At 67.8% G+C, this 11,973-nt stretch carries 8 protein-coding genes; all 8 read right to left on the bottom strand.

Annotation, left to right across the window (positions count from 1 at the left end; all coding sequences use genetic code 11):
- Window positions 1–69 precede the first annotated feature (69 nt).
- The 8 genes from murD to mraZ all read right to left on the bottom strand — a co-directional run bounded on the left by murD (window position 70) and on the right by mraZ (window position 11,530).
- Window positions 70–1,506 carry a UDP-N-acetylmuramoyl-L-alanine--D-glutamate ligase gene (murD, locus tag ACFWPK_RS30095; protein ID WP_378921582.1) on the bottom strand — a complete coding sequence of 479 codons (1,437 nt, stop codon included), beginning with the start codon at window positions 1,504–1,506 and terminating at the stop codon, window positions 70–72.
- A gap of 50 nt (window positions 1,507–1,556) precedes the next feature.
- Window positions 1,557–2,633, bottom strand: coding sequence for a phospho-N-acetylmuramoyl-pentapeptide-transferase (gene mraY / locus ACFWPK_RS30090; RefSeq protein ID WP_378921502.1), 1,077 nt, complete (start codon window positions 2,631–2,633; stop codon window positions 1,557–1,559).
- Window positions 2,630–4,126 (bottom strand): UDP-N-acetylmuramoyl-tripeptide--D-alanyl-D-alanine ligase, encoded by a 1,497-nt coding sequence (gene murF / locus ACFWPK_RS30085; RefSeq protein WP_378921500.1) that lies wholly within the window; start codon window positions 4,124–4,126, stop codon window positions 2,630–2,632. The genes mraY and murF overlap by 4 nt, the downstream gene beginning before the upstream one ends.
- Complete coding sequence (locus tag ACFWPK_RS30080) at window positions 4,123–5,727, bottom strand: UDP-N-acetylmuramoyl-L-alanyl-D-glutamate--2,6-diaminopimelate ligase (RefSeq protein ID WP_378921498.1); 1,605 nt, start codon at window positions 5,725–5,727, stop codon at window positions 4,123–4,125. Before ACFWPK_RS30080 ends, murF begins: the two co-directional genes overlap by 4 nt.
- A gap of 1,365 nt (window positions 5,728–7,092) precedes the next feature.
- Window positions 7,093–8,982, bottom strand: a complete 1,890-nt coding sequence (locus ACFWPK_RS30075; protein WP_378921496.1) for a peptidoglycan D,D-transpeptidase FtsI family protein — start codon at window positions 8,980–8,982, stop codon at window positions 7,093–7,095.
- Entirely contained in the window at window positions 8,979–9,908 is a 930-nt protein-coding gene (locus ACFWPK_RS30070; RefSeq protein ID WP_378921494.1) for a hypothetical protein, read from the bottom strand. The genes ACFWPK_RS30075 and ACFWPK_RS30070 overlap by 4 nt, the downstream gene beginning before the upstream one ends.
- Window positions 9,905–10,903 (bottom strand): 16S rRNA (cytosine(1402)-N(4))-methyltransferase RsmH, encoded by a 999-nt coding sequence (rsmH, locus tag ACFWPK_RS30065; protein WP_378921492.1) that lies wholly within the window; start codon window positions 10,901–10,903, stop codon window positions 9,905–9,907. The genes ACFWPK_RS30070 and rsmH overlap by 4 nt, the downstream gene beginning before the upstream one ends.
- A gap of 195 nt (window positions 10,904–11,098) precedes the next feature.
- Window positions 11,099–11,530, bottom strand: coding sequence for a division/cell wall cluster transcriptional repressor MraZ (mraZ, locus tag ACFWPK_RS30060; RefSeq protein WP_056816815.1), 432 nt, complete (start codon window positions 11,528–11,530; stop codon window positions 11,099–11,101).
- Window positions 11,531–11,973 lie beyond the last annotated feature (443 nt).

Below are 11,973 nucleotides of genomic sequence, written 5' to 3'. Positions count from 1 at the left end.
CACGCTGCCCCGGCTCTTACCCACGCTGCCCCCTTTTGGGCTGTGACGGGTCGGCCGGGCGCGCCTTCGTCATAGCGCCCGCCCGATGTCACCATCTTCCAGTGCCGTCACCGCATCCACGAAACAGCGTCCGCGATGGGTGTAGTCGTCGTACATATCCAGGGAAGCAGCCGCGGGCGCGAGCAGAACGGTGTCTCCGGCACGAGCCAGGCCCGCCGCGGCGCGCACCGCGCGGCCCATGACCGCCTCGGCTCGCTGGGATCTCGACGACTCCATGTCTGCATCGTCTCCCGCGTCCAGCTCGATGACCGGGACTTCGGGTGCGTGTCGCGCCATCGCGGCGGCGATCACCGGCGCGTCGGCCCCGAACAGCACCGCGCCGACCAGCCGGTCACCGATCTCTTCGATCAGATCATCGACACCGGCGCCCTTGAGCAGACCGCCCGCCACCCACACCACGTGCGGGTGCGCCATGATCGCGGCGCGCGCGGCGTGCGGGTTGGTGGCCTTGGAGTCGTCGATGAAGTCGACACCGCCCAGTTCGCGGACGAACGCGGTGCGGTGCGGACCCACCTTGTGCTCGGCGAGGCCTTCCTTGACGAACTGCGGTGCCACATCGATGGCCCTGGTCAGCGCGGACGCGGCCAGCGCGTCGGCGATGCCTGCGGGGCCCTGCGGGCTGATGTCGCTGGTCTCGGCGAGGATCGCGGCCTTGGTGAAGGCGCGGTCGAGCAGCTTGCCGTCGACGACACCCAGCTCACCGTCGGCGGGGACGCCGATGCGGAAGCCGACCGTGCGGCGAGCCTTGGCCTTGCGGGCCAGTGCGCCCGCGACCGGATCGTCGAGGCCGACGACGCCGACCCGACCGGTCAGCGCACGCGCCTTCGCGGCGGCGTAGGCATCGAGGCCGCCGTGCCAATCCAGGTGATCCTCGGCGACATTGAGCACGACACCGGCCTCGGGTCGCACCGACGGCGCCCAGTGCAGCTGGAACGAGGACAGCTCGACGGCGAGGACCTGCGGCCCGGGGTTGCGGCGCAGTGCGTCCAGGATCGGCAGGCCGATATTGCCGCAGGCCACGCTGGAGATGCCGGCGGCACGCAGGATCGAGTGCGTCATCTGGGTGGTGGTGGTCTTGCCGTTGGTGCCGGTGATCACCAGCCACTTGCGGACCGGCCCGTAGATGCGGGCCTGATCGACCCACCAGGCGAATTCGACGTCGCCCCAGACGGGCACGCCCTCGGTGACCGCGGAGACCAGCACCGGCGAATCCGGCCGCCAGCCGGGACTGGTGATCACCAGCGCGAACCGGCTCAGGTCGGCGCTTTCGAGTTCGACGCTCGGGGCGATCTCGAGGCCGAGTTCGGCGGCCTCGGCGAGTGCCTTGGCACCGTTGTCGGTGACGACGGGGTGGGCGCCGATATCGCGCAGCGGTTCGATCAGCGAGCGCCCGGAGACGCCCCAACCGGCGACGAGAACGTCGCGGCCACGCAGGAATTCGAGCATCGGGCCCGGGGAACGCAGGGCGCGGGGAGAGTGTTCGACCATGTCTCTACTCACCCGACCTGTGACAGATATTCGCTGTAGAACAGGCCGAGGCCCACCGCGGCGGAGATGCCCGCCAAAATCCAGAACCGGATGATCACCGTGGTTTCGGCCCACTTACTCAACTCGAAGTGATGGTGGAACGGCGCCATCTTGAACAACCGATTGCGCGTGGTGCGGTACACCGCCACCTGCAGCATCACCGACGCCGCCTCGGCGACGAACAGCGCGCCGATCACGGCCATCAGCAGCTCGGTGCGGGTGGTGATCGACAGCCCGGCGATCAGGCCGCCGAGCGCCAGCGAACCGGTGTCGCCCATGAAGATCCGCGCGGGCGCAGCATTCCACCAGAGGAACCCGATGCACGCGGCGGCCGCCGCAGCGCAGACCAACGCCAGGTCAAGAGGGTCTCGCACGTCGTAGCACCCCGGACCTGGGTTGGTGGAGCATGACTTGTCGTACTGCCAGAATGTGATGATCACGTAGGCACCGAGGAGCATGCTCATCGATCCGGCGGCGAGCCCGTCGAGCCCGTCGGTCAGGTTCACCGCATTCGACCAGGCGACGACCAGGAACAGCACCCAGATCACAAAGATGACTGCACCCATCGACACCGTGCTCCAGTCGCGCACGTATGAGAGGTGCTTGCTGGCCGGAGTCAGCCCGTCGGGGCTGCGGAACTGCAGGGCCAGAACAGCGAAGATGACCGCCGCGGCGGTCTGCCCGATGTACTTGCCCGCGGCCGAGAGTCCGAGATTGCGCTGCTTGCGCAGCTTGATGAAGTCGTCGAGGAAACCGACGATGCCGAGCGCGGTGGTGAGCCCGAGCACGAGCAGACCCGACGCCGTCGGACCTTCCGCGTCGTAGCCGATACCGATCAGGTGCGAGCCGAGATAGCCCGCCCACATGCCGATCAGGATCGCGACACCACCCATGGTCGGGGTGCCACGCTTGGCCTGGTGACTGGCCGGGCCGTCGACCCGGATCTCCTGGCCGAAGCCCTGTTTGGCGAAGACCCTGATCAGTAACGGCGTCAACAGGATCGACACCGCCAGTGCGATCCCCGCCGCGAACAGAATTTGCCTCATCGAGCTGTATTACCTTCCGCTGCCCCGGTCAGGTGCTCGGCGACGGCCCACAGGCCCACCGCCTTCGACGCCTTGACCAGTACCACATCGCCTGCGGCGATCTCGTCGTCGAGCAGCGCGATCGCCGCGTCGATATCGGGAACGAGGATCGATTCCTCGCCCCATGAGCCTTCCATCACCGCTCCCTGGTGCATACCGTGGGAGGGTCGTCCGGTGCCGACCACGATCAACCGGTCGACATCGAGGCGCACGGCCAGGCGTCCGATCGCGTCGTGTTCGATCACCGAGGTGTCACCGAGTTCGCCCATTTCGCCGAGCACCGCCCAGCTGCGCCGGGGTTCGGAGCTCGACTTCGCGAGGGTGACCAGCGCTTTGAGCGCCGCGCGCACCGAGTCGGGGTTGGCGTTGTAGGAGTCGTTGATAACGGTGACGCCCGCGGGGGTGGTCGTCACATCCATCCGGCGCACGGATGCCGCGGTGGCACCGGACAGCGCCTGGGCGACGGTCGCCAGATCGGCACCACATTCGAGGGCGACGGCCGCGGCGGCCAGGGCGTTGCCGACCTGGTGCTCGCCGTGCACCGCGAGCTGGATCGGGATCGACTCGCCCGCGACGTGCAGGGTGAAGTGGGCGCGGGCCTGGTCGTCGGTGATCACGTCGGTGGCGCGGATGTCGGCGTCGCCGGACAGGCCGACCTTCACCACGCGCGCCTTGGTGCGCGATGCCATGGCCGAGACGTTCGGATCGTCGGCGTTGAGCACGGCCAGCCCTTCGGCGGGCAGTGCTTCGACGAGCTCGCCCTTGGCTTGCGCGATCGCCTCGCGGCTACCGAATTCCCCGAGGTGGGCGGTGCCCACATTGAGTACGACGCCGATCCGGGGCGGCGCGATGCGGGCCGCGGCGGCGATGTGGCCGACACCGCGAGCCGACAGTTCGAGCGCGAGAAACTTGGTGTCCAGACCGGCGCGCAGGGCAGTCCACGGGTGGCCGAGTTCGCTGTTGAACGAGCCGGGCGGCGCGATGACCGGACCCAGCGGCGCCAGCACGGCGGCCAGCAGATCCTTGGTCGAGGTCTTGCCGGAGGACCCGGTGACGCCGACGACGGTGAGACCGGTGCGCTCGGCCAGCCTCTCGGTGCTGACCCGCGCCAGCTCGGCCAGCGCGGCCAGCACGGCCGCGCCGGAGCCGACGCTGTCATCGTGGCTGAGCGCCACCGACGTCCCCGGAACTGCGCCGAGGCTGGGTGCCACGACAATGGCGGGCACGCCGACCGGGCGGGCAGCGAGAACCGCGACCGCTCCGGCGGCGACCGCCTTCGCGGCGTAGTCGTGCCCGTCGGAGTTCGCGCCGGGCAGGGCGAGGAACAGATCGCCGGAACCGATTCGGCGCGAATCGAATTCGACCGAACCGGTCACCAGTGCCTGGGGGTCGGGTACGTCGTGCAGCTCGCCGCCGACGACGTCCGCGATCTCCCGCAGTGTCATCTCGATCATGAAACCGTCAAGTCCTCCGAGTCCGTGTGCGGACTGTGTCGTATCCGCAGGGCATCCAGCGCCGCCGCGACCACCTCGCGGTCGTCGAAGGGATGCTTGACGCCCTTGATCTCCTGCCCCGCCTCGTGGCCCTTACCCGCGACGAGCACTACGTCGCCGGAACGCGCCCAGTCGAGTGCGGCGGCGATGGCCGCCGCGCGGTCACCGATCTCGCGGATCTCGCCGCGGTCGGTGGCCGGGAGTTCGTGCGCACCGGCCACCACGGCGGACCTGATGGCCGCCGGGTCCTCGGTGCGTGGGTTGTCGTCGGTGACGATCAGCAGATCGGCGTGGGCGGCCGCGGCGCCCATGAGCGGGCGTTTGGCCACGTCACGGTCGCCACCGGCGCCGAGCACGACGGCCAGCCTGCCTGCTCCGGCGTCGGTGAGGTGGCCACGCAGGGTCGTCACGACCGATTCGATGGCGGCGGGCTTGTGCGCGTAGTCGACGACGGCGAGGAAATCCTGGCCGCGCTCGACGCGCTGCATCCGGCCTGGCACGTCGACGACGGCGAGCGCCGGGGCCGCGACGGCGGGATCGACGCCGGCCGCAGCGCAGGTGGCGACGGCCAGGAGCGCGTTGGCGACGTTGTAGCGGCCGGGCAGGCGCAGGCCGACCGTCAGTTCGCCGTCGGGTCCGGCGGCGGTGAATTCCTGTTCGCCGCCGGTGGTTTTGATGTCGCCGCTGACCTGCCATGTGGCCGCGCCGGTCGTCGACACGGTGATCGGATCGACCAGGTCACCGGCGAGGCGGGTGCCCCATTCGTCGTCGACGCAGATCACGGCGGTGCGCGCGGCGACCGGCGAATCCGCGTCGAACAGCCGCCGTTTCGCGGCGAAGTAGTCCTCGAAGTCGGCGTGGAAGTCGAGGTGGTCCTGCGACAGGTTGGTGAACGCGCCGACCGCGAACCGCACACCGTCGACCCGGCCCAGCGCGAGCGCGTGGCTCGACACCTCCATCACGACCGCGTCGACGCCCTGTTCCACCATCGCGGCGAACATCGCGTGCAGCTGCGGCGCCTCGGGGGTGGTGAGCGCGCTCGGCACCCGCTGCCCGCCGATCCGGGTCTCGATGGTGCCGATCAGCCCGGTGGACAGTCCGGCCGCGGCCAGACCGGCTTCCACCAGATACGAGGTTGTGGTCTTGCCCGAGGTGCCGGTGATGCCGACGATGCGCAGCCGATCGCTGGGGCGGCCGTAGATCTCGGCGGAGAGTTCGCCGAGTACCGCGCGGGGCTGCTCGCGCACCAGCACGGGTACCGCGACGTCACCGATCAGCTCGGCGCCCGCGGCATCGGTGAACACGGCCACCGCGCCGTTCGCGATCGCGTCGGCGGCGAATCGGGCGCCGTGCGAGTTCGCGCCGGGTAGCGCGGCGAACAGGTCACCGGCGCGCACCGCGTTGGATCGTTGCTCGATGCCGGTGACGCTCACCTCTGATACGGACACGACGACCGTGGCACCTGCGAGGTCCAGCACGGCCTGCAGCGGCGTCAACGGCGGCGTGTTCGGCCGGAGCGCCTGCGGGTTGGACTTCGCGGACACGGGGCTCCCTCTGGTCATTCGAGCGGGTCGGATGAGTCGATCAGTCAGGTTACCGATAGCGGTTGAAGCGCGCGCTCCCGCCCACGACACACCACGCCCACGATGTAGCTTCTGGCATCTGCCGTCTCACCTCGAAGGCAACCCCGCCCCGCGCTCGGCCATCGATGTGAGCCCGCACTAATTCGTCCGCGTAGCAGCACGCGTCCCGAACTGCAAATGGTTGAAAACTCCCTGGCCCACAGCTAGACTAACAACCGCTCCCACTTGGGGGGAGTGCAATGGTTCACTTGGAGGGGAAAATGAACAGGACGTTGATCGTCGCGTTTACAGCGCTGGCTTTTACATTGCTGACAGTCGGATCCAGTAATGCCTTGCCGTCAAATGGCGCCTGGGAGAAGCAAGGCCCGTTTCGTTCCATGGCGGCATGCAATAACGCCCTTGCTGAAGCCAGAGCGAACGCAGGAGGGGGAAGATACATCGAGTTCCAAGACTGCGTCCCCGTACGTTGGGATTACTACTACATGGCTCGCTACCGCCCCGCTTAGGACCGGTTCCTAGAGTCATGACCGGGCAGGGGCCTCACAATCCAAGGGTGGCTCCTGCCCTGGTCAACCACCATAAAGCTCCCGAAAAATCGATAGATACGACGTCAGCGAACTTGGCTTGAAATTCAACCCCGGGCTGGTCATGCATTCATAGCACACTGAATTCAGAAATGTCATTTCTTGCATCGCGGCTCGCACGATAGAGAGATTTCCGCCAAACAATATAGACTCCGGGACATGAAACCATGAACGACGATGTGTTTACGCTAAATAATAGCGTCGAAGTCGAGCTTCATGATAATAGAATCGAAACTCTAAAGATATTGCCTACAGTCATATAGCAGCGTCTGGATTGCGCCTACTCGATTACAGTAGTCAGTCGTAACGCAGCAGCGATCTTCCACTTCGGCGTGGACCCGAATTTACGTTGGCATATAGCCGAAGTCGACAGTCCCCGATTTGATCGAATTTTCGGTATTGCCCCCCATCGATCTTATTCGCAATAATATCCCATTTCGCTACTGAACAATTTGCCCCTGCCAGCGACGATCAGTCGGGGTGGGGGTTGCGGCATACTGGACCATCGAGCGAGTAGCGGCGCGGCGCTCACTTCCGGCACCTCCGGCCGGAAGTCCGTGGTAGTTGACTGTCACCGGACCTGGCACCACCATTCAGGACCACGAACCGATGGTGATGACTCAGAAGGCATTTCGCAGCCGTCAAAGCGCAGCACTTCAGGGTAGCCGTCGGCCCGCCAAGGTCCGATCACCATCCGAAGCCGCTGCGGGCAAGCCGCAGTACGGCCCGAGGCCAACGCGAGATGTGCCGACGGACGGACTCAGGACGAGGCCTCCAGCACCAATCGCTTGGGCTCGGGCGAGGGCGGCACCCGATCGCGCTGCAAGGCCCAGGAGGCGATGCTGTGGAACAGGGGCGCGGCCGACCCGCCGCCGGTGCCGTCGGAGCTGCGCACCGGCGCGTCGAGCATCATGCCGATCACGTAGCGGGGGTTGTCGGCGGGGGCCATCCCGGCGAACGTGCTGTAGAACGACGAGGTCGAATAGCACCGGCACGCGGGGTCGACCTTCTGCGCGGTGCCGGTCTTGCCCGCCACCTGGTATCCCTCGATCGAGGCGGGTGCGCCGGTGCCCATCTGCACACCCATCGGGTCCTTCTGCACGGTCGCCTGGAACATCTCGCGCAGGGTGTGCGCGGTCTGCGGGCTCACCACGCGCACGCCGTCGGGCTGCAGTTCCTCGGTGCGGGTGCCGTTCGGGGCCACCTTGGCCTTGACGATGCGCGGCGGGATCCGCAGGCCGTCGTTGGCGATGGCCTGATACATCGCGGTCATCTGCAGCGTTGTCATCGAAAGGCCCTGGCCGATGGGCAGATTCGCGAAGGAACCACCGGACCACTGGTCACGGGCCGGTACCTGGCCGCTGCTCTCGCCGGGCAGGCCGACGCCGGTGCGCTGGCCGAGCCCGAACCGGTTGATCATGTCGGCGAACCGGTCCTCACCCACGCGCTGGGCGAGCATGAGAGTGCCGACGTTGGAAGACTTTCCGAAGATGCCGGTCGTCGTGTACGGCGCGACGTCGTGTTGCCACGCGTCGTTCACGGTGACACCCGACATGCGGATCGAGCCGGGCACCTGCAGCACCTCGTCGGGAGTGGTCACGCCGTATTCGATGGCGGCCGCCGCGGTGACGATCTTGTTGACCGAGCCGGGTTCGAACGGTTCGGTGACCGACGGGTTGCCCATCTTGCCCGAGGCCCAATGATTCGGGCCGAGTGCGGGATTGAAGGTGCCGTCGTTGGCCATCGCGAGCACCTGGCCGGTCTTGGCGTCGAGCACCACCGCCGAGGCCGAGGACGCGCCGGAGACCTGTTTGGCCTGTTGCACCTGCTGCTGCACGTAGTACTGCAGGTCCGCGTCGAGCGTCAGCTCGACGCCGTAGCCGTTCACCGCGGGCTGCAGGTCACGGTAGCTGCCGGGGATCACCGCGCCGTCGGAACCCTGGTCGTAGGTGCGCGAACCGTCGGTACCCGAGAGCACCGAGTCCAGTGCCGATTCCAGCCCCATCTGACCGTGTTTGTCGCCGCCGATCGCGCCGATGACATTGGATGCCAGTGAGCCACCGGGATACTCGCGCAGGTCCTGTCGCTCGGCGCCGACCTCCGGGAATTTGGCGGTGATCTCGGCCGCCACGCGCGGATCGACATTCTTGACCAGGTAGTGGAACAGTTTGTCGCTGCGCAGCTTGTCCAGCAGTTCCTGCTCGGTGGGCAGTCCGGGGGCCGCGCCGACCTTCTCGTGGATGAACTTCGCGATATCCTCGAGCCGCTGCTCCGGGTCCGGTGCGCTCGGCTTGAGCTTCTTCGCTTCCGCCAGCTGCTTGCGCACCGTAACCGGCTGGAAAGTCAGGGCTTTCACGGTGAGCGTGAACGCGAGCTGGTTGCCGTGCCGGTCGGTGATCGGACCACGTACCGCGGCCTCGGTGTCCTTCTTGGTGCGCTGCGACGCCGACTGGGCCTGCAACGCCGGGGCGGCGAGGCTCTGGATGTAGAGCAGCTGCAACGCGACCACCGCCAGGGTGGCCAGCAGGGTGACCCGGCCGACGCCGAGGCGAAGGCGGATCGGCCGGTCCGGCGAGAGCGAGCCGGAGCGGCGGGCCCTCGACGAGACCGGCCCGCGCCGCTGCTGCGACGCGGGCCCGCTCTGCTTCATCGAGGACCATCTTGCGATTCGACCACCTGCGGCTGTTCGCTCGGCGATCCGGCCGCCGGCGCTCGTAGTCCGGGACCCGGCGCGACGGCACCCGGAGCGGGTAACGGCGCATCCGCGGCGATCGCCGGGTCGGCGACGACACCCGGTGCGGGCGGTGGCGTGTCGGCGGAGGCCAGCGGTTCACCCTGACCTGCGACGTCGATCCGATCGGGCACGGTAACCGGAGCGATCGGTGCCGGGGCAGGGGCCGGGGTTTGGGGCGAATTCACGGCAGGGGCCGTCGTGGTGACGGGAGCCGCGAGCACGTTCGCCGGAGCACCGTTGGGCGCGGCGGGGCTCGCCGCGGCCGCACCCGGCTGGACCGGCACCACACGCTCGCCCTGCGCCTGGGCATGCCCCGGTGCCGGACTGTTCGGCGTGGTGGTCGGCGGGCCGTTCAGCGGCGGCACCGGCGCACCCTGCGCGGGAGTCGGGTTGCCGATCACGGTGACCTCGCCGTCGACACCGATCACCAGCCGGGCCGGGTCCTTCGCGGGGATCATGCCGAGTTCGCGTGCGCGTGCGGCCAGTTCGGGGGCGGAATCGGCGGCGGCGACCTCGCGCTGCAGCGCGGCCCGCTCGTCGGCGAGCTTGCGGTTGACCGTCCTGGCGTCACCGAGCTGGTAGCTGTCCTCGGCGGCGCGGGTGGTGAGCAACAGGGTCAGGGCGAGGCCGCAGCCGAGCAGTCCGATGATCGCGGTGACGAACGGGATCCGCCCCGCCATCGTCGAGGACGGTTCGGGCAGTTCGATGCCGTCGAGCAGCTGCTCCCTGGTGCGCTTGCGGGCATAGGCCCGCTGTGCCGCACCGGACTTCACTCGTTCGGCCGCCTCGACGCGCCGGGCCGTCTTGCTCGGCACCGCGACTGTGCTCGTCCGCACGCTCATCGTGTCCCCTCCTGTGTCCTCCCTGACCTCTCCGCGATTCGTTCGGCCGCGCGCATCCGCACCGGCGCGGATCGCGGATTGACCTCGATCTCGGACTCGGTCGCTTTTTCCGCTCCACGGGTCAGCATCCGGAATTCCGGTCCCATGCCGGGCAGTTCGACCGGCAGGTCCATCGGCGACCGGGATACGATCCGTGGCGCGAGTTCGTGTTTGACCAGCCGGTCTTCGAGCGACTGGTACGACATGACGCAGATCCGTCCGCCCACACGCAGTGAATCCAGTGCCGCGGGTAATGCCGCCCGCAGCGAGTCGAGCTCACCGTTGACCTCCACCCGCAGCGCCTGGAACGAGCGCTTGGCCGGATGTCCGCCGGTGCGGCGCGCCGCGGCCGGAATGGTCGCGTAGAGCACCTCGACGAGTTCGGCGCTGGTGGTGAACGGCTTGACCGCCCGCCTGCGCAGCACCTCCGAGGCGATCTTGCCCGCGAACCGTTCGTCGCCATAGGTTTTCAGCACCCGGGCCAGATCGCCGTGGCTGTAGGTGTTGAGCACGTCGGCGGCGGTGATCCCGGTGGTGGGGTCCATCCGCATGTCCAGCGGCGCGTCGACGGAGTAGGCGAAGCCGCGCTCGGCCTCGTCGAGCTGCATCGACGACACCCCGAGGTCCATGAGGATCGCTGAGACGGAACCGGTTTCGTCCAGTCCCGCTTCGGCCAGCGCCGCCGGGATCCCGTCGTAGCGGGTGTGCACCAGCGTGATCCGGTCGGCGTAGGGCGCCAGGCGCTCGCCCGCCATCCGCAACGCGGTGGTGTCGCGGTCGAGACCGACCAGACGCGCTTGCGGGTAGGTACGCAGGAAATGCTCGGCGTGCCCGCCCAATCCGAGGGTCGCGTCGATGTAGACGGCGCCCGGTTCGCTCAGCGCGGGGCCGAGCAGATCGTCGGCGCGCTCGAGCAGAACCGGCACATGACGGGGGTTCTCGGCGTCATGGTTCACCTCGACCTCCCGGGATACTGCCTCGCGTCGCAGACGGGTCGCCTTGCCACACAGTGCTTTCGAATAAGTGCATGTCGAACGAGTTGGTGCTGTGAATGCTTCGAGGTCTCTGACCGGGGCAAGGCACCTGGCGTCGGGGAAGTACGTCAGGGTCCACGCCCGGGCAGAGGCCTCGCAGCACTCGCGTGCTCCGGGTCAGAAGATTCCGCCCAGCGACTCGTCTCCGGCTTGCGCGTAGTCCTCCTCGTGTTCTTCGAGGTAGGTCTCCCACGCCTGCTTATCCCATATTTCGAGGAAGTCGACCGAACCGATCACCACGCAATCCCGCGAGAGGTTCGCATAGCGCCGATGGTCCGGCGACAGCGTGATCCGGCCCTGTGCATCCGGACGTTGCTCGTCGGTGCCCGCCGCCAGCGCTCGAACGAAAGCCCTTGCCTGCGGGTTGCTTCGGGACGCCGACGCCGCTCGCCGCGCGAGCGCGGTGAACTCGTCTTTGGGATACACGGCCAGGCTGTGGTCTTGGCCTTTCGTGACCATCAACCCTCCCGCCAGATCGTCTCGAAACTTCGCAGGCAACGTCAGCCGCCCTTTGTCGTCCAGCCGGGGGGTGTAGGTACCGAGGAACATCCCGGCCACCTCCCTACTGGATTCACCTCGCCGTACGGCCTCTCCTGTAGTGCGCGACCCACATTACCCCACTTTCCCCCACTTTCAATCGAAACCCTGAGTGATCCTGCTCCCCGCCAACACAATTCCGCAGGTCATCCCAGCTATCACTGAGATTCGCGGTTATCCCGTGTTCGGGCAACCCGCGCGGGTCGGCAACCCCTCGTTCCGACAACGTTCAGCAAACATCGCAGGTGCGCCGTCGGGCGGGTGGCCTCGTGGGGGAAGTGTGGGGAGCGGTGGGGAAGGTGGGGGAACTTCCCTGGCCACGCGCTTCGGCGTCAGCGGGCCATAGACGCACGAAGGCGGCGCCACACCCGGTGGTGGGTGTGGCGCCGCCAACGTCGTGGGGTAGGTCTGAGGTTTTCCTGCTCGTACCGTCGTCGGGCTCGGGGGTCCCTGCG

It is taken from the genome of Nocardia sp. NPDC058519 (genome assembly GCF_042719755.1).
Lineage (GTDB): Bacteria > Actinomycetota > Actinomycetes > Mycobacteriales > Mycobacteriaceae > Nocardia.
Note: the sequence above shows the minus strand (reverse complement) of the source record. Positions and strands in the feature narration are given on the sequence as shown.